This is a genomic window from Amycolatopsis sp. A133, assembly GCF_031082405.1.
Taxonomy (GTDB): domain Bacteria; phylum Actinomycetota; class Actinomycetes; order Mycobacteriales; family Pseudonocardiaceae; genus Amycolatopsis.
This window is the reverse complement of sequence record NZ_JAVHJU010000023.1, coordinates 26,431-43,902: the sequence shown is the minus strand read 5'-3', so window position 1 is coordinate 43,902 and position 17,472 is coordinate 26,431. Positions and strand designations below refer to the sequence as shown.

Genomic DNA, 17,472 nt, shown 5'->3' with positions numbered 1-17,472 from the left:
GCTAAGGTCCTCGCGGAAGCAAACCGCACGCACGAGGACGCAGGTGGAGCAGGTAGCGCCCACCGGGACCGGAGACCCATCATGCCACCGGAGCAGGCGCCCGCGCCCGGGCGCCACGACGCCGCCGAGCACCGGCTGGGCACCACCGCGGTCGCCTACCGCGAGGTCGGCGGGGCCGAAGCTGCCGCGGCCAACCTCGCCTGGTGGGACGCCGACGCGGACGACTACCAAGCCGAGCACGGCGGGTTCCTCGGCGACGCCGACTTCGTCTGGTGCCCGGAGGGCGTCCGGGAAGCCGAGGCGCGGCTGCTCGGCGACGTCCGGGGCAAGCGCGTGCTGGAGATCGGCTGCGGGCAGGCCGCCTGCGCGCGCTGGCTGACGGCCGAAGGCGCCCACGCCGTCGCGACCGACCTTTCCGCCGGCATGCTGCGCCACGCCCGCGACGGCAACACGCGCACCGGCCTCGACGTCCCGCTGGTGCAGGCGAACGCCGAGCGGCTGCCGCTGGGGTCCGGCAGCTTCGACGCGGCCTGCTCGGCCTTCGGCGCGATCCCGTTCGTGGCCTCGGTGGACGCGGTCTTCGCCGAGGTGCACCGGGTGCTGCGGCCGGGAGCGCCGTGGGTGTTCTCGGTGACCCACCCGATGCGGTGGATCTTCCCCGACGACCCGGGCCCGCAGGGGCTCACCGTCACCCAGCCCTACTTCGACCGCACGCCGTACGTCGAGGTCGACGACGAGGGCACCGCCACCTACGTCGAGTACCACCACACGCTCGGCGACTACGTGCGCGCGCTGGCGGGGGCCGGGTTCACCCTCACCGACCTGGTCGAGCCCGAGTGGCCGGACGGGCACACGCGGGTGTGGGGCCAGTGGAGCCCGCTGCGCGGCAAGCTCTTCCCGGGCACCGCGATCTTCCGCACGCACCGCTCGTGAACCCCCTCGAAGCGCAGCAGAACGCCCGGTTCGCCGCGCTCGACCCGCTGCTCCCGCCGATCGCGGCCCCGCCGTCGCCGTCGAGCGAGCCGCTGGTGGTGACGGCGGGCGGGCTCAAGGCAGGCGGCCTGCTGACGCACGTGGTACACCCGCCGGGGTCGTGGCCGACACTCTGGGGGCCGTCGGACATCCGGGACCTGACCGCGGTGCCGGGCGACAGCGGCGCGGCGGGCCTGGCCGCCCTGCTCGGCGCGTGGCGCGACCGGCTGCGCGGGACACCGGCGGCCCCGGACTCGGCCTGCACGCTGACCTGGCCCAGCCGCGACGCCGAGGCGTCCGCGGTGCTCCTGGCGCACGGGTTCGCGCCGATGACGTGCCTGGCCGTGCGCGCCCCGGACCCGCCCGAGGGGCCCGGGACGGCCCGGGTGACCGTCCGGCGCGCCGACGAGGGCGACGCCGAGGCGCTGACCGACCTGCGGCTGGCCGAGTGGCGCTACACGTCACTGGTCGGCACCGCGGTGCCGCGGCCGGGTGCCCGGGCGCTGCTGCGCGCGGAGGTCGTCCGCGCGGTGCGCTTCGGCGGGCAGACCTGGCTGGCGGAGGACGACGGCGTGCCGGCGGGCATGGCCGCCTGCGCGCCGGCCACGCCCACGCCGGGCGACGCCGTCCACGGACGGCTGCGCCCGGGCCGCTGGGGGTACGTCGACACGCTGTCGGTCGCGCCCGCGGCCCGCGGCGGCGGGGTGGGCCGGGCGCTGATGGCGGTGGCGCACCGGGAGCTGCTCCGGCCGGGGACCGCCGGGACGTTCCTCTTCTACCACCCGGCGAACCCGCTCTCGCCGGTGTTCTGGCACCGGCAGGGCTATCGTCCACTGTGGACCATGTGGATCCGGCGTCCCGCCTGGTCCTGATCCCACGATCCGAGGGGCCACCATGGAGATCGCCGAGCCGTTGCTCGCGGCGCACCGGGCGCGCTTCGCCGCCGTCGACGCGCTGCTGCCGCCCGCCGCACCGCCGGCCGACGGCGAGCGCCTGGACGCGGCGACCGCGGACGGCACGCGGGTCACCGGGGTGCTGCAGCGGCAGCGGTTCGCCCCCGGCGACGTCCCGATGCTGTGGTCGGCCGCCGACACCTGGCAGCTGTTCCCGTACTTCGGCGCGACCGGCACCGAAGGTGCGGACCTCCTGCTGCGCGCGCTGAAGGGCCGGCTCGAGACCGAGGAGACCGGCGACGACTCGGCGTGCGTCGTGCTCTGGCCGAGCCGGGACGCCGAGGCGATCCGCGCCTTCCTCGACCACGGCCTCGTCCCGCTGTCGGCGCTCGGCGTCCGGACCGCTCCCCCGCCCGAGGCGGTCCCGGGTGTCACCGTCCGCCGGGCCGGCCCGGCGGACTACGCCACCGCGCTGAAGCTGGCCGAAGCGACGTTCGACTACACCGGCCTGGTCGCCTCGCCGCGGCGGGACAACACCGCCGAGCTGCTGGGCCCCGGCCTGAAGCGGGCGCTCGCCGAGGACGAACCGGCCGTCTGGCTGGCCGAAGAGGACGGCGAAACCCGCGCGGTCGCGCACTGCGCGTGGGAGGAGGCGACGCCGGGGAACGAAGCCGGCGAGCTGCTGCAGCCGGGACGCTGGGGGTACGTGAACAACGTCGTGACCGCCCCCGGCGAGCGGGGCAGCGGGTTCGGCCGGGCGCTGATGGCCCACGTGCACCGGGAGCTGCACCGGGGCGGTGCCACCCGGACGTACCTCTACTACAACCCGACCAACCCGCTGTCCTCGGTGTTCTGGCACCGGCAGGGTTATCGTCCACTGTGGACGACGTGGGAGGTGCGACCGGCGTCGGGACTGCGCTGATCCAAGATCCGGCGAACCACCCACAAGTGTGACGTGCGTCCGGTGATCTTGCCGCCACTCCCGGCGGGGACTAGTTTTTGAACTGACCGGTCAGTTCAAAAGTTCGCGAGGCGGGAGAAACCGTGCAGGTCCGAGCCGATCGGGTGTCCCTCGAAGGGCACCACGGCACCTTGTTACCGCCCACCTCGCTGACCGTCGGCGCGGGCGACCTGGCGATCGTGCACGGCGAACCCGGCGTCGGCGTCACCGCGTTCGGGCTGGCGCTGGCCGGGCGGCTCAAGCCGACCACCGGCACGGTGCACGCCGAGGGCGTCGACGCCCCGCTGACCGAGCTCGTCGCCGTCGTCGACGCTCCCGGCGTCAGCGAGCCCGACGACGCGCTGCCCCTGCGCGTGGTCGCCGGCGAGGAACTCGCGCTGGCCCACCGCCCGGCGGGCAAGGAGGACGTGGCCCGCTGGCTCGCCGGCCACGACGCCGCGCCGTTCGCCGGCACGCGCTTCGAGAACCTCGCCCCGGCGCTGCGCACCCGGCTGCTCACCGAGCTGGCCGCGGAACGCAAGGGTGTGCGCCTGCTCGTGCTCGACACCCCCGACCGGCACACCAGCGACGTCGAAAGCTGGGCCGGGCTGGCACGCGAACTGGCCGGGCGCGGCCTCGCCGTCGTCGTGCTGACCGCGACGACCCCGCGGTCCGCGCTGCCCTTCACCCCGGCACAGGTCGGCGCGGCCGAGCAGCCCGCGCCGCAGCACTGTGCTCTCCCCGAAGCTCCCCCCGAACCGACCGAAGAGCTCCCCGAGAGCACTGACGGAGTCCCCGAATGAACGCCTTCCGGATCGCGCGCAACGAGCTGCGCCGCCTCTCCACCGGCACCCTGCCGAAGCTCGCGCTGGTCGCGCTCGTGCTGGTGCCGCTGCTCTACGCGTCCTTCTACCTCTACGCGAACTACGACCCGTACGGCCGGCTCGACAAGCTGCCCGCCGCGGTCTTCACCAGCGACACCGGCGCGAAGGACGCCGGCGGCCAGGAGCGCAACGTCGGCCGCGAAGTGACCGACGAGCTGGTCAAGTCCGGCACCTTCCAGTGGCACGAGGTGTCCGAGCAGGAAGCCCGCGACGGCGTCCGCGACGACAAGTACTCGTTCGCCATCGGCATCCCCAGCGGGTTTTCCGCCGCGCTGCTGTCGGTCGGCAACTTCCAGCCCCAGCAGGCGACGATCACGCTGACCACCAACGACGCCAACAACTACCTGTCCGGCACGATCGCCAAGCAGGTCGCCGAGCAGGTCCGCAAGACGATCGCCGAGAAGGTCGGCAGCGAGGCCGCGGACCGGTTCCTGGTCGGTTTCTCCACGATCTACGCCAAGACCCAGGAGGCCTCGACCGGCGCCTCGCAGCTCGCCGACGGCGCCACGCAGCTCAAGAAGGGCCAGCAGCAGCTGGCCGACGGCGCGGCGAAGCTCGCGGACGGTTCTTCGACGCTGGCGACCGGCCTGGGGACGCTCAAGAGCGCGACGGCGTCGCTGCCCTCGCAGACGCAGCAGCTCGCCAACGGCGCTTCGCAGGTGGCCGCCGGGAACCAGAAGGTCGCCGACGCGGCCTCGATCGCCGCGACGGCGTCGTCCGACATCCAGGGCAAGCTCGACTCCTACCGCAGCCAGCTGCAGACCGACCTGCGCGACGCGGGCGTGCCCGACGCGCAGGTGCAGGCGATCCTGGCCAAGGCCGACCAGCTGCGCTCCCCCGTCGACCAGGCGAACAGCAAGATCCAGCAGGCCAACGGCGACCTCGCGAAGCTGGCCGACGGCGCCCGCCAGGTGTCCGACGGCGCGGCCAAGCTCGCGGCGGCGTCCCCGCAGCTGGCGAGCGGCATCGCCCAGGCGTCCGACGGCGCGAACCAGCTGCGCGACGGCGCGTCCCAGCTCAGCGACGGCGAAAAGACCGCGGTCACCGGCACGAACCAGCTCGCGGACGGCGCGGTGAAGCTGCGCGACGGCCTCGCGGCCGGGCTCAAGCAGATCCCGAACCCCGACGACCCGACCCGCAACGCGACGGCCACCACGATCGCGGACCCGGTGGCGGTGAACGCCAACGGCGAGGCGTCGGCGGGAACGTACGGGGCGGGGCTGGCCCCGTTCTTCATCTCGCTGGCCACCTGGATCGGCGCGTTCGTGCTGTTCCTGATCCTGCGCCCGCTCTCGACGCGCGCGCTGACCGCGGGCGCGGCGCCGTTCCGGGTCGCGGTCGGCGGCTGGCTGTCCTCGGCGCTGCTGGGCATCGCGCAGGTGGTCGTCCTGTTCGGCGCGGTGACGTGGCTGGTCGGCATCCACATCGCCCACCCGCTCGCCGCGATCGGGTTCGCCGTGCTGGTGTCGCTGACGTTCGCCTCGGTGGTGCACGCGCTCAATGCGTTCTTCGGTGCGGTCGGCAAGTTCCTCGGCCTGGTGCTGCTGGTGCTGCAGCTGGTGAGCGCGGGCGGCACGTTCCCGTGGCAGACGATCCCGGACGCGTTGTACCCGCTGCACGTGGTGCTGCCGATGGGCTACGCGATCGACGGCTTCCGCCACCTGTTCTACAGCGGGGCTTCCGTGCAGATCCTGGGTGACATCGGAGTGCTGCTCGCGTACTTGCTGGGCGGGATACTGGTGTCGACGCTGGCGGCGCGCAAACGTCGCGTTTGGACGGTGTCCGCGCTCAAGCCCGAGCTGAGCCTGTGAGCGGCGGGACGAAGCAGAAGCTCTTCGAGGCGACGTTGGAGCTCTCGAAGAGCCGGGGCCTGGTGGGCCTGACGGTCGACGACATCGCGGCGGCGGCGGGCGTCGCGAAGGGCACGGTGTACTACAACTTCGGCTCGAAGGACGGCCTGGTCGACGCGTTGCTCAGGTACGGCGTGGACATGCTCGCGGGCCGGCTGCGCGCGGCGGTGTCTTCCGGTGACCCGCTGGACGTGATCGAGGCGCAGGTCGACACGACGCTGGAGTTCATCGCGCAGTACCCGGGGTTCTCCCAGATCCTGGTGAGCGAGCTGTGGCGGACGCCGGGCCAGTGGCACGGGACGTTGTCGCTGCTGCGCGAGGAGATCATCTCGATCGTCAAGCAGCAGCTGTCCCGCTTGGAGGCGGACGGGCGGCTACCGGAGGGCGTGGAAATCCCCACGGCGGCGGCGGGGTTGTTCGGGACGATGCTGGTGGTGGCGCTCGACTGGCAGGTGTTCGGGCCCCAGCGGACGCGGGCCGAGGTGCGGAACGCGGTGATGGTGCTGATCCGCGGCCTGGGGCGCCGCTAGCCGCAGGCCGCCGAAGCGCCCCAATGTGGCGTTGGTTGCGTCCAACGCACCGAACGCCACATTGGGGCGCATGGAACCTTCGCGGGCCGTGGGGGCGCCCCCCGTTTTCCACGCTGCCGGGCGGCACCGGCGATTCCGGTGCCCGAAGCCGCTAGCCGCGGTCCTCGATGCGGGCCCGGACCGCCGCCGCGTAGGTGTCGACCGCCGTCGCCGCTGCCGTCAGCTCGCAGGGGCCGTCGATCAGCAGCCGCTTCGCCGGGGTGTACGCCTGCTCGATCTCCGGGTCGCCGACCAAGCCGTACTCGCGGGCCAGCTCGTGGTCGCCGGCCAAGCGGGCCCTCAGCTCCTCGCGGCGGGCCACCAGGCCGTCGAGGACCGCGCGCTGGCGGCGGCCGTCCTCGACCGCCGGGGCGACCGCGTGCTCGTGGCTGTCGATGTGGCGCTCGACCCACTCCGCGTCGCCGTCCACCTCGGCCGAGCGGAGCTGCTTGAGCGCGCCGCGCAGCCGCTGTGCCCGGGCCGGGAGCATCGCGACGCCCGTGAAGCGCGTCGCCACGCGCAGCTGGTACGCCTCGATCTCCGCCAGCTCCGCCACCGCCTGGGTGAGCACCTCCAGCCGGCCGGCGAGGTCGTCCGCGGCCGGCCGGGCCTGGCCCGTGCTCGCCCGCACCGCCGCGACCCCGGGCGAAGACTCCTCCCGGAAACCCAGCAGCAGGCGAAGACCGAGCTCGGCCGCGCGGCCGGCGAGCGGGGCGAGCACCTCGCCCACGAGCCGGTCGGGTTCGGCCGAGTCGTCGATCGCGTCCACGACCAGGGTGCGGCCGGCGACGCCGGTGGTGAGGCGGTCGGCGATGCGGTGCCGGACGGCGTCCGCGGTGCGGCCGGTCGCGTCGACCGCGAGGTCGACGCTGCCCGCCGGCGGCATCTCGCCGAGGGCGGGCGGCAGGCCGGGCACGCCGAGGGAACGTTCCCGGTCGGCGAGGACGATCCCGAACCGCAACGCCGCCGCGACGGGCGAGCCCGCCTCGCCGGTGTCGACGACCCAGACGGTGCCCGGCTCCGCTTTGCCGAACCAGTCGGCGACGCGCTGCACGAAGGAGACGTCGACGGCCTCGCCCACCGGACGCGAGAAGCTCGCGTCGACGGCCGGGCTGCCGGAGGTCCAGATGCTCAGCTGGGGCAGGTGGCCGAGCATGGTCTCCACCGGCACCATCCACGTGCCGGTGTCCTTGCCGACGACCATGCCGACGACGTGGCCGGTCGCCTCGTCGAGCACCGCCGTGCCGCCGAAGCCGGGGCCGAGCGGTTCGGCTTCGGCGGTGCGGAAGAGGCGGACCCACTCGCCGCCGGTCTGTTCCGGGCCGCCGAGCCGGGCGTGCGTCCAGCGGCCGACCGAACCCGGCGGAAAACCGAAGGCGCGGACGAGCTGGTGGTCACCGAGGGGCATGCGGTGCAGCGGGGCGCGGAACACGCGGGACTCGGGGCGTTCCAGGCGCAGCAGGGCGAGATCGCCGTGGCCGCCGCCGTCGGAGGGCACCCAGCAGCCTTCGACGACGGTCGCGGTGCCGGGCATCGCCTCGGCCAGCCCGACGAAGTCGACGCTCAACGCCGAGCGCGGGCCACCGGCGGTCTCGACGACGTGCGCGCTCGTGAGCACGTGGTACTCGTCCAGTACCGTGCCCGCACCGCACACCCGGCCGAGTTCGTCGTGCAACCGGACCCGCCAGCGTCGTCGCTCACGCTCGAACCCCATTCGGCGGACCCTACGCCGTGATCGCCGCGCGCCGCCGCCGACCTCCCTACCCAGTGGTAATCGCTCACCCGAACGGAGTCCTCCGTTCGGCACAACGCGCAATCAGTAGCGGCCGAACACGCGGCTGCCGGGTGCGGCCGGGTCGTCGCCGGCCCAGAACTCGAACCAGTGCCCGGTGAACTCCTCGCGGGACAGGCGGCCGTCGCCGTCGGAGTCGAGGAGGGCGAAGACGTCGTCGGTCGGCGTGTCGACGCCGTTCCAGGCCACGATGAGGCGGTGGTACTCGGCCGCGGAGATGGCGCCGTCGCCGTTTTCGTCGACAGCGTCGAACATCGCCGCGGCCGTGCCGGTGACCGCACCCGGCATCTTCGGGAGTTCGTCGACGACCTGCAGCACCTGGTCGAGGGTGACCTTGCCGCCGCGGCCGGCGGCGTCGTCCAGGGTGCCCCACCAGCCCATCATGACGGCGGCGAGCCGCTGCCCGTCCGGTGTGCCGGCGTCGGTGCCGCGGACGGCCAGCCATCTCGTGGTGAGGGCCCGGAAGTCGGACTCCGTCAAGTACCCGTCGCGGTCGGCGTCCATGGCGCCGAAGACGCCGGAGATCTTGTGCCGCTGGAAGTCACTGGCCATGGCGCCCAGCATTGCCGTGACGCACGGCGCTGGACGACGTCCGCCCGAGTGCTCCCGCGCCACGACCCGGTGATCCGGGTCGTGACGCTGAGCGACCTGCTTGCGGGGGTCCGGGTGGCGAAGCCCCCGGCCCGGGGCGGAGCCCCGGATGTCACAGTCAGTGCGCGGCTTCGTTCCACGACCGGCCGTAGCCGACCGACACCTCGAGCGGCACGGCCAGGTCGTAGGCCGAGCCCATGCCGTCGCGGACCAGCTTCTCCAGCTGCTCCTTCTCCCCGTCCGCGACTTCCAGCACCAGTTCGTCGTGGACCTGCAGCAGGATCCGGCTCTTCAGCTTCGCCTCGACCAGCGCGCGGTGGACGTTCAGCATCGCGACCTTGATGATGTCGGCCGCACTGCCCTGGATCGGGGCGTTGAGGGCCATGCGCTCGGCCATCTCGCGGCGCTGGCGGTTGTCGCTGTTGAGGTCCGGCAGGTAGCGGCGGCGGCCGAAGATCGTCTCCGTGTAGCCGCACTTGGCCGCTTCGCCGACGACCGAGTGGAGGTAGTCGCTGATGCCGCCGAAGCGGGCGAAGTAGGCCTCCATCTGGGACTTGGCCTCTTCGGTGGAGATCCGCAGCTGCTGCGAAAGCCCGTACGCCGACAGGCCGTAGGCGAGACCGTACGACATCGCCTTGACGCGGTAGCGCAGCTCCGGCGTGATCTCCTCCGGCGGCAGCGAGAACGCCCGCGACGCCACGAACGTGTGCAGGTCCTCGCCGCTGTTGAACGCCTCGATGAGCCCCTCGTCCTTCGAGAGGTGCGCCATGATCCGCATTTCGATCTGGCTGTAGTCCGCGGTCATCAGCTCGGTGTAGCCCTGGCCGACGACGAAGGCGTCGCGGATGCGGCGGCCTTCTTCGGTGCGCACCGGGATGTTCTGCAGGTTCGGCTCGGTCGAGGAAAGCCGCCCGGTGGCCGCGATCGTCTGCAGCAGCGTGGTGTGGATGCGGCCGTCGTCGGCGACGGACTTGATCAGCCCCTCGACCGTGGTGCGCAGCTTGGTCGCGTCGCGGTGCTCCAGCATGTGCTGCAGGAACGGGTGCTCGGTCTTCTCGAACAGACCCTGCAGCGCCTCGGCGTCGGTGGTGTAGCCGGTCTTCGTGCGCTTGGTCTTCGGCATGCCGAGCTCGTCGAACAGCACGACCTGCAGCTGCTTCGGCGAGCCGAGGTTGATCTGCTTGCCGATCACCGCGTACGCCTCTTCGGCGGCCTGCGTGACCCGCGAAAGGTAGTGCGCCTCCAGCGAAGTCAGCTGCTCGAGGTCGACGGCGACGCCGGCGATCTCCACCTCGGTGATCACTTCCAGCAGCGGCAGCTCCAGCTCGGCGAGCAGCTTCGCGCCGCCGATCTGCTCGAGCTCCTTGTCGAGCGCGCCGGCCAGCTCGAAGATCGCGCGGGCCTTGACCAGCTCGTCCTGGATCTCCTTCTGCTCCAGGCCTTCCGCGCCGCCGTCGAGCAGCGACAGCTGCCCGTCGCCGCCGTCGGTCTCCGAGCGCAGCTCACGGTGCAGGTAGCGCAGCGCGAGGTCGTCCAGCTCGAACGTCCGCTGCCCGGGCCGGACCAGGTAGGCGGCCAGCGCGGTGTCCATGGCGAGCCCGGCGAGGCCCCAGCCGCGGGCGTGGATCGCGTGCAGCGGGCCCTTGAGGTCGTGGCCGGTCTTGCGGATCCCTGGTTCGGCGAGCCAGGCGGCCAGCGCCGCGTCGTCGGCCTGGTCCATGGCCGTGACGTCCACGTACGCGCCTTCGCCGTCGGCCGTCGCGAAGGCGATCGCGCGCAGGTCGGAGCGGACCGACGTGCCCACGGTACGGAAGGCCAGCGCCACCGGCTCGCCCGCGCCCGCGTGCGCCGACAGCCACGCGCCCAGCGCGCCGGGCGCGAGCGCCGAACCCGAGACCTCGAAGCCTTCGTCGGCTTCCGGCTCGGCGCTCTGCAGCGTCGCGAACAGCCGGTCGCGCAGGACGCGGAACTCCAGCTCGTCGAACAGCGCGTGCACCGCTTCGCGGTCCCACGGGCGCAGTTCCAGCCCCGACGGCGCGATCTCCAGCTCGACGTCGCGGATCAGCTCGGTGAGCTGGCGGTTGAGCTGGACGGCGCTGAGGTGCGCCCGCAGCGCGTCCCCGACCTTGCCCTTCACCTCGTCCACGCGGTCGATCAGGTCGTCGAGCGAGCCGAACTGCCGGATCCACTTGGCCGCGGTCTTCTCGCCGACGCCCGGGATGCTCGGCAGGTTGTCCGACGGGTCGCCGCGCAGCGCGGCGAAATCCGGGTACTGGCGCGGGGTGAGCCCGTACTTCTCTTCGACGGCGTCCGGGGTGAACCGGGTCATCTCCGAGACGCCGCGCTTCGGGTACAGCACGGTGACCTGCTCGTTGACCAGCTGCAGCGCGTCGCGGTCGCCGGTGCAGATGAGGACGTCGAAGCCGTCCGCCGTCGCCTGCGTGGTGAGCGTGGCGATGATGTCGTCGGCTTCGAAGTTCTCCTTCACCAGCGACGGGATGCCGAGCACGTCGAGGACCTCCTTGACCAGGTCCACCTGGCCGCGGAACTCGTCCGGCGTCGAGCTGCGGTTCGCCTTGTAGTCGGCGTAGGTCTCCGAGCGGAACGTCTTGCGCGAGAGGTCGAACGCCACCGCCAGGTGGGTCGGCGCTTCGTCGCGCAGCAGGTTGATGAGCATCGAGGTGAAGCCGAAGACCGCGTTCGTGACCTGACCGGTCTTCGTCTTGAAGTTCTCCGCGGGCAAGGCGAAGAACGCGCGGTAGGCCATCGAATGGCCGTCGATCAGCAGCAGCTTGGGCCGCTCGGCGACACCGGTGTTTCCTGTGGCGTTGGCAACGGTCGTCTTCTCACTCGGGCTCACGAGCCCGAGTCTAGGCTGAGGGTCCGACACTCTTACGTGTCGCATAGGAACAGGAGCTTTGTGTGACGGACAGTGCCGCCCCCATCGACGTGGAGCGGCTGTCGGGGATCGACCCGGCGGCGGCGGACCAGCAGCTGAACGACAAGATCGGGATGAAGCTGCTGGAGGCGACGGCCGAGCGGGTGGTCGGCACGATCCCCGTCGAGGGCAACCTCCAGCCGTACGGCCTGCTGCACGGCGGCGCCAACGCCGTCCTCGCCGAAGCGCTGGGCTCGACGGTCGCCGCGCTCAACGCCGGCCCCGGCCGCGCGGCGATGGGGCTGGAGCTGTCCTGCACGCACCACCGGGCCGTCCGCTCCGGCACCGTCACCGGCGTGGCGACCCCGCTGCACGTCGGCCGCGGCACGATCACCGCGGAGATCGTGCTGACCGACGACGAGGGCCGCCGCACCTGCACCGCCCGGCTCACCTGCGTGGTCCGGGACCGGCCGCCGGGCGCCTGAGCCGGTGGACCTCGACGTCGCCCAGGTCCGGGCGTTCGTGACAACCGCGGAACAGCGGCACTTCGGGCGGGCCGCCCAGGCGCTGTTCCTCACGCAGCAGGCGCTGTCGAAGCGGATCCGGAAGCTCGAAGACGCGCTCGCGACGCCGTTGTTCCTGCGCACGCCCCGCTCGGTCGAGCTGACCGCCGACGGCGAGCGCTTCCTCCCGCACGCGCGCGAGCTGGTGCGGGTGGCCGACGCCGCGGTGGCCGCCATGGGCGCCGACGACCGGCCGCTGCGCCTCGACCTCGTCGACCACCGGCTCTCCCCCATGTTCCTGCTCCGCCGGCTCGCGGCGCACGAGCCGGGGCTGCGCATCGACCGGGTCGCCGGCCGCGGGTTCGCGAACGCGATCGACCCGCTGCTGTGCGGAGAACTCGACGCCGCCTTCGGCCGGGTGTCCGGCTGCGGGCGGCCGCTGCCGGACGAGCTGGAGCACCGGCCGGTCCGGCTCGAGCCGCTGGTCGCCCTGCTCGCCCCGGAGCACCCCCTGGCCGTGCAGGACGTGCTGCGGCTCGAGGAGCTGCGCGCCGACGGGATCTGGCTGCCGGGGCTCGGCGGGCCCGCCGAATGGCTGTCCTACCTGCGGGAGCTGTGCGAGGGGTTCGGCGTGCCGATCGACGACTCCGGCGTCAGCTACGACCTGCGGCACACGCTCGAGCAGACGCGGTACGGCAAGCGGCGCGTCACCCTCGCCGGCGCCGACATGGAACTGGCGCCGGACCTCAACCTCAAGGTGCTGCCGTTCGAGCCGTCACCGTTGTTCCCGTGGTCGCTGGTCTGGCGCCGCGGCAAGGCACACCCGGCCCTGCGGCGGCTCTTGGCCGTGGCCGGGCGCACCAGCCGCGAAGAGGACTGGTGCGCCTACGACCCGGAACACGCCTGGCTGCCGGCCGACGACGTCAGCCTCGCAACCGCCGCGCGAACCACTCGGTGAAGGCGGCGTCGACGCCGGCCGCGGCCGGCGTCCCCGGCGGGAACTCGTGCGCCATCCCGTCCACCGTCACCAGCTCGGCCCCCAGCTTCCCGTGCAGCGCCTCCGCCGGCTCGCGCACGGCGATGTCGTCGTCCGCCCCCGCGACCAGCAGCAGCGGCACCGTCAGCTCGGCGGCGCGGTCCACGTAGTCGTAACGCGCCGCGACCGCGCGGGACCGCTCCGTCCACGTGTAGGTCACCCCGAAGCGCCGCTCGTTGGCGGCGATCACCGGCGCCAGCTGGACGACCGGGCTGGCCACCGCCGCGGCCGCGATGCCGGTGTCGCCGCGGGCCAGCACCTCGAGCGCCACGATCGACCCGGCCGAGCCGCCGAACACCCCGAGCGGGCCGGACGCGCCCGGCAGCCGGTCCCGCAGCTCGGCCAGCGCCGCGGGGAACTCGGCCGCCGCCTGCTCGGTCACCGGCTCGAACACGTTCAGCACGGCGTCCTCGCTCGCGCGCCGGAAGACCTCCTCGGGACCGCCTCCGGGCAGCCGCGCCCCGGAGAGCGGAAGCCCGAAGTAGACGCGCCACGCCTGCAGGCCCGCCATCGGGACGGCCTCGGCCATGGCTCGTTCACCGGCCGGCGCATCCATCAGGTGCCAGCCCGCCACCAGCGCCGCCGGCGCGTCCGGGTCCACCGGCGGCACCGCCACGAACGGCACCCCCGCCGCGACCCCCTCGACCATCCCCGCCATCTCGCTCTCCTTCTCTCTCGGCTGCCCTCAGCCAACCGCGGGGAGCCGGGGTGGGTCCAACAGCCGTTCCGGCGGCCACGACAACCGTTGGTTGTGACGATCGGGTGCCCGAAAGAGGCTTTTCGGGCAGACCTGGCGGCGAGGGGGTGGTCCGTTCGGCGGCCCGAACCGGACGTAAGGTGCATCCCTACGGCGGTGCCGGGGCCCCCGCCGCCCCGTCAGGGTGAACAGCGGGTCACCGGAAACCGGCCCACCCACCGGTCCCCGAAATAGGCGATGACATACCGCCGAAACACGGCTGTCACCCATTCGCAGAACGAGTGGAGATGCTTAGCATCGCTGCGTGACCAGCAGCGGCCTGTGGCGAAACATCGTTCGCCTTTTCGTGCAATTCGTGTCGGTTGCGATCGTCACGATGTGGACACAGAGTAGTGAGGCCGCCTGTGCACAAGACGGGCGAGAGGGATATCTTCCTGCCCTAACCTAGCCCCTGTGTCGGGGGCAACGCCTACCGGCGATGGTTGGTCATGGGAGGTAGTCGGTGTCAGGAGTGCGTTTTGGACGGGTTCTCGCCCTCGCAGCGGCGACGTCGCTCGCGCTGGCGGGCTGCGCCGGTGGCGGCGGCTCGTCCAGCAACAGTGGTGACGGCAGCACGCTGAAGATCGGGTTCATGGGCGACCTGACCGGGGAGAACTCCGGGATCGTGATCCCGCCCAACAACGGCGCCAAGCTCGCCATCGACGAGTACAACGCCACGAACCCCAAGGTGAAGCTCGAGCTGAAGAACTACGACAGCCAGGGCAAGCCGGAGCAGGCCACCTCTCTGGTGCAGACCGCGATCGGGACGGACAAGATCACCGCCCTCATCGGCCCGGCGTTCTCCGGTGAGTCGAAGGCCGTCGGCGGCGTCCTCGAGCAGGGCAAGATCCCGAGCGTGTCGCCGTCGGCGACCAACCCGGGCCTCGCCGCGAACGGCTGGAAGTACTGGCACCGCGTCGTCGCGAACGACAACGACCAGGGCCCGGCCATCGCGAACTTCCTCATCACGGCGAAGTCGCCGAAGAACGCCTTCGTCATCTCGGACGACCAGGAGTACAGCGTCGGCCTCGCGGACGCGTTCGAGAAGACGTTCAAGGACAAGGGCATCACGACCGAGCGCGACAAGTTCGCCAAGGACGCGTCGGACTACTCCTCGACCGTCCAGAAGGTCAAGGCCGCCAACCCGGACGTCATCACCTTCGGTGGTTACTACGCCCAGGGCGGCCGCCTGCTCAAGCAGCTCCGCGACGGCGGCGTGAAGGCCATCTTCGCCACCGGTGACGGTTCGCTCGACCCGCAGCTGGTCTCCGGCGCGGGTGCCGCGGCCGGTGAAGGCGCCGTCATCGGCTGCCCGTGCAACATCCCGGACGCCGGCGCCGCCAACGAGTTCGCCACCAAGTACAAGGCGAAGTTCAACGTCGACCCGGCGATCTACGCCACCGAGGGCTACGACGCCGCGACCGCGCTCATCAACGCGATCAAGGCCGGCAACACCACCGGTGAGAAGATCAACGACTTCCTGAAGACGGAAGACTTCAAGGGCGCGTCGAAGCAGATCAAGTTCAAGGACAACGGCGAGCCGCAGACGAACGCGATCTACGTGTACCAGGTCGTCGGCGGGGTCATCAAGAACCTCGGCGCCTCGACCGAAGCCAAGATCAACGGCTGACGGATAGCGGAACACCTCACGGGAGCGGGGGCGCTGTGGACGACCACAGCACCTCCGCTCCCCGCCAATGTGGCGACCATCCTCGCCCCGTCAGGTAAGGCAACTACGTCATGTTCCAAGATCTGCAGAGCCAGTTTCTGGGCAGCACCATCGGCGGCCTGGTAGCCGGCTCCATCTACGCCCTCATCGCCCTCGGCTACACGATGGTCTACGGCGTGCTGAGGCTGATCAACTTCGCACACTCCGAAATCTTCATGATCGGGACGATGACGTCCCTGTTCATCCTCGTCACGATCGCGCCGACGGCGCCGTTCACGATCTTCTCGATGATCGGCATCCTGCTCCTGCTGATCGTCGCCTCCGCGCTGGTCTCCGGCGGCTCGGCGATCGTGCTCGAACAGCTCGCCTACCGGCCGCTGCGCAAGAAGGGCGCGACCCGGCTCGCCGCCCTGATCTCGGCGATCGGCGCCTCGCTGTTCCTGCAGGAGGCCTTCGGCCTCAAGATCATCCCGTGGCTGTTCGACAAGCCCGGCCGCGTCCAGCAGTCCGCGCCGCGGTTCGTCCCGCACGAGGAGCTGTTCCGGATCGGCAACGGTGTCGTGCGCACCGACCACGTCTTCGTGATCGTCGGCGCGGTCATCGTGATGGTCGTGCTGGACCAGCTGGTCAGCCGCACCCGCATCGGCCGCGGTATCCGCGCCACGGCGCAGGACCCCGAAGCCGCCGTGCTGATGGGTGTCAGCATCGACCGGATCGTCCGCATCACGTTCCTGCTCGGCGGGGCCATGGCCGGTGTCGCGGCCGCCCTGTTCGTCATGGAGTACGAGAACACCGACTACCGCATCGGCTTCCTGCTCGGCATCAAGGCGTTCACCGCCGCGGTGCTCGGCGGCATCGGCAACCTGCGCGGCGCCCTGCTCGGCGGGATCGTGCTCGGCCTGGTCGAGAACTGGAGCTCCATCTTCCTCGGCTCGGCCTGGAAGGACGTCACCGCGTTCGTCGTCCTGGTGCTGGTCCTGATGTTCCGGCCCACCGGCATCCTCGGTGAATCGCTGCAGAGGGCACGCGCATGAAGGGCGAAGAAGTGGCTACCGGCAACGAAAAGCCCGCGCGCAGCGGGTTTCACCCCGTCGACGGGATGCGGGACTGGTGGGCGGACGCTCCGCAATGGCAGCGTTACGCCGTCTACATCGCCCTGATCGTGTTCGCGCTGATCCTGCCCGCCCCCTGGGTCGGCGCGTTCATGTCGCCGGACTCGGACTGGACGACGGTGCTGATCTTCCCGATCGGGACCTACATCCTGCTCGCGGTCGGCCTGAACATCGTCGTCGGCCACGCCGGCCTGCTCGACCTCGGTTTTGTCGCGTTCTTCGCGATCGGCGCCTACACCTGGGCGTCGATCGGGACGAGCTACGGCTGGTCGTACTGGCCGACGGTGGTGCTCGGCATCTTCCTGGCGTCGATCTCCGGTGTCATCCTCGGCGCGCCGACACTCCGGCTACGGGGTGACTACCTGGCGATCGTGACCCTGGGCTTCGGCGAGATCGTCCGGATCACGGCGAACAACACCGACGCCATCGGCGGGGCTCGCGGCATCACGAACGTTCCGCACCCGGAGCCGATCTTCGGGGTCGAGTTCTTCCTCGACCCGGCTCCGTACTACTACCTGATGCTGTTCGCGATCGTGCTCGTCGTCGTCTTCTCGGTGCGGCTGCACAAGAGCCGGGTCGGGCGGGCGTGGGCGGCGATCCGCGAGGACGAGGACGCGGCCGAGCTGATGGGCGTGCCGACGTTCAAGTTCAAGCTGCTCGCCTTCGCGATCGGCGCGATGATCGGTGGCTTCGCCGGCACGATCTACGCCAGCAAGGCCGTGTTCATCGAGCCGAACAACTTCCCGTTCATCCTGTCCGCGACCATCCTGGCCGCGGTCGTGCTGGGCGGCTCCGGCAACCTGCCGGGCGTCATCCTCGGCGCGTTCGTCATCGCGTGGCTGCCCGAGCGGTTCCGGTTCCTGTCGGAGTACCGCATCCTCATCTTCGGTTTCGTGCTGGTCCTGATGATGGCGCTGCGGCCGGAGGGCCTGCTGCCGTCGCGGCAGCGCAAGGCCGAACTACGGGAAGGAACCGGCGGCATGGGCGCCATGGGTGCCGAAGTGGCCGGGCCCGACTCCGACGCTTCGGCGGAGGTCGTCAAGTGAA

At 71.7% G+C, this 17,472-nt stretch carries 15 protein-coding genes; 11 read left to right on the top strand and 4 right to left on the bottom strand.

The features are described from left to right. Positions 1 to 81: 81 nt before the first annotated feature. The 6 genes from Q5425_RS17875 (at position 82) to Q5425_RS17850 (ending at position 6,069) form a co-directional block, all read left to right on the top strand. Entirely contained in the window at positions 82 to 933 is an 852-nt protein-coding gene (locus Q5425_RS17875) for a class I SAM-dependent methyltransferase (RefSeq protein WP_308673375.1), read from the top strand. Further along, complete coding sequence (locus tag Q5425_RS17870) at positions 930 to 1,844, top strand: GNAT family N-acetyltransferase (RefSeq protein WP_308673374.1); 915 nt, start codon at positions 930 to 932, stop codon at positions 1,842 to 1,844. Before Q5425_RS17875 ends, Q5425_RS17870 begins: the two co-directional genes overlap by 4 nt. A 22-nt stretch (positions 1,845 to 1,866) precedes the next feature. After that, positions 1,867 to 2,787, top strand: coding sequence for a GNAT family N-acetyltransferase (locus Q5425_RS17865; protein WP_308673373.1), 921 nt, complete (start codon positions 1,867 to 1,869; stop codon positions 2,785 to 2,787). A gap of 122 nt (positions 2,788 to 2,909) precedes the next feature. Further along, positions 2,910 to 3,608 (top strand): ABC transporter ATP-binding protein, encoded by a 699-nt coding sequence (locus Q5425_RS17860; RefSeq protein WP_308673372.1) that lies wholly within the window; start codon positions 2,910 to 2,912, stop codon positions 3,606 to 3,608. After that, positions 3,605 to 5,500 carry a YhgE/Pip domain-containing protein gene (locus Q5425_RS17855; protein ID WP_308673371.1) on the top strand — a complete coding sequence of 632 codons (1,896 nt, stop codon included), beginning with the start codon at positions 3,605 to 3,607 and terminating at the stop codon, positions 5,498 to 5,500. The genes Q5425_RS17860 and Q5425_RS17855 overlap by 4 nt, the downstream gene beginning before the upstream one ends. Continuing rightward, complete coding sequence (locus tag Q5425_RS17850; protein WP_308673370.1) at positions 5,497 to 6,069, top strand: TetR/AcrR family transcriptional regulator; 573 nt, start codon at positions 5,497 to 5,499, stop codon at positions 6,067 to 6,069. Before Q5425_RS17855 ends, Q5425_RS17850 begins: the two co-directional genes overlap by 4 nt. Before the next feature lie 151 nt (positions 6,070 to 6,220). On the opposite strand, the gene Q5425_RS17845 is transcribed toward Q5425_RS17850, so the two are convergent. The 3 genes from Q5425_RS17845 to polA all read right to left on the bottom strand — a co-directional run bounded on the left by Q5425_RS17845 (position 6,221) and on the right by polA (position 11,351). Further along, positions 6,221 to 7,822: a serine protease gene (locus Q5425_RS17845; RefSeq protein WP_308673369.1), complete on the bottom strand. Its 1,602-nt coding sequence runs from the start codon at positions 7,820 to 7,822 to the stop codon at positions 6,221 to 6,223. Between the two features lie 102 nt (positions 7,823 to 7,924). Then, positions 7,925 to 8,452 carry an EF-hand domain-containing protein gene (locus tag Q5425_RS17840; protein WP_308673368.1) on the bottom strand — a complete coding sequence of 176 codons (528 nt, stop codon included), beginning with the start codon at positions 8,450 to 8,452 and terminating at the stop codon, positions 7,925 to 7,927. Between the two features lie 157 nt (positions 8,453 to 8,609). Then, positions 8,610 to 11,351 (bottom strand): DNA polymerase I, encoded by a 2,742-nt coding sequence (polA, locus tag Q5425_RS17835; protein WP_308673367.1) that lies wholly within the window; start codon positions 11,349 to 11,351, stop codon positions 8,610 to 8,612. A 62-nt stretch (positions 11,352 to 11,413) separates the two neighbouring features. On the opposite strand from polA, the gene Q5425_RS17830 reads away from it, so the two are divergent. Both Q5425_RS17830 and Q5425_RS17825 read left to right on the top strand, forming a co-directional pair. Continuing rightward, positions 11,414 to 11,854 (top strand): hotdog fold thioesterase, encoded by a 441-nt coding sequence (locus tag Q5425_RS17830; RefSeq protein WP_308673366.1) that lies wholly within the window; start codon positions 11,414 to 11,416, stop codon positions 11,852 to 11,854. 4 nt (positions 11,855 to 11,858) lie between these two features. Further along, positions 11,859 to 12,830, top strand: coding sequence for a LysR family transcriptional regulator (locus Q5425_RS17825; protein WP_308673365.1), 972 nt, complete (start codon positions 11,859 to 11,861; stop codon positions 12,828 to 12,830). Here Q5425_RS17825 and Q5425_RS17820 read toward each other — a convergent pair. Next, the gene (locus Q5425_RS17820; protein ID WP_308673364.1) at positions 12,796 to 13,566 is read right to left on the bottom strand and encodes an alpha/beta hydrolase; all 771 of its coding nucleotides are present in this window, start codon (positions 13,564 to 13,566) and stop codon (positions 12,796 to 12,798) included. The two genes, Q5425_RS17825 and Q5425_RS17820, sit on opposite strands and share 35 nt — an antisense overlap. 550 nt (positions 13,567 to 14,116) lie before the next feature. On the opposite strand from Q5425_RS17820, the gene Q5425_RS17815 reads away from it, so the two are divergent. The 3 genes from Q5425_RS17815 (at position 14,117) to Q5425_RS17805 (ending at position 17,471) form a co-directional block, all read left to right on the top strand. Next, positions 14,117 to 15,274: a branched-chain amino acid ABC transporter substrate-binding protein gene (locus Q5425_RS17815; RefSeq protein WP_308673363.1), complete on the top strand. Its 1,158-nt coding sequence runs from the start codon at positions 14,117 to 14,119 to the stop codon at positions 15,272 to 15,274. 110 nt (positions 15,275 to 15,384) lie between these two features. Beyond that, positions 15,385 to 16,347 (top strand): branched-chain amino acid ABC transporter permease, encoded by a 963-nt coding sequence (locus Q5425_RS17810; RefSeq protein WP_308673362.1) that lies wholly within the window; start codon positions 15,385 to 15,387, stop codon positions 16,345 to 16,347. After that, complete coding sequence (locus Q5425_RS17805) at positions 16,344 to 17,471, top strand: ABC transporter permease subunit (RefSeq protein WP_308673361.1); 1,128 nt, start codon at positions 16,344 to 16,346, stop codon at positions 17,469 to 17,471. The genes Q5425_RS17810 and Q5425_RS17805 overlap by 4 nt, the downstream gene beginning before the upstream one ends. The last annotated feature ends 1 nt before the right edge of the window (position 17,472 follow it).

What these genes read in the sequence shown, in the direction of transcription:
- Q5425_RS17875 (WP_308673375.1), top strand. Translation starts at nt 82, where the DNA reads ATGCCACCGGAGCAGGCGCCCGCGCCCGGGCGCCACGACGCCGCCGAG.
- Q5425_RS17865 (WP_308673373.1), top strand. Translation starts at nt 1,867, where the DNA reads ATGGAGATCGCCGAGCCGTTGCTCGCGGCGCACCGGGCGCGCTTCGCC.
- Q5425_RS17855 (WP_308673371.1), top strand. Translation starts at nt 3,605, where the DNA reads ATGAACGCCTTCCGGATCGCGCGCAACGAGCTGCGCCGCCTCTCCACC.
- Q5425_RS17845 (WP_308673369.1), bottom strand. Translation starts at nt 7,822, where the DNA reads ATGGGGTTCGAGCGTGAGCGACGACGCTGGCGGGTCCGGTTGCACGAC.
- Q5425_RS17840 (WP_308673368.1), bottom strand. Translation starts at nt 8,452, where the DNA reads ATGGCCAGTGACTTCCAGCGGCACAAGATCTCCGGCGTCTTCGGCGCC.
- Q5425_RS17820 (WP_308673364.1), bottom strand. Translation starts at nt 13,566, where the DNA reads ATGGCGGGGATGGTCGAGGGGGTCGCGGCGGGGGTGCCGTTCGTGGCG.
- Q5425_RS17810 (WP_308673362.1), top strand. Translation starts at nt 15,385, where the DNA reads ATGTTCCAAGATCTGCAGAGCCAGTTTCTGGGCAGCACCATCGGCGGC.
- Q5425_RS17805 (WP_308673361.1), top strand. Translation starts at nt 16,344, where the DNA reads ATGAAGGGCGAAGAAGTGGCTACCGGCAACGAAAAGCCCGCGCGCAGC.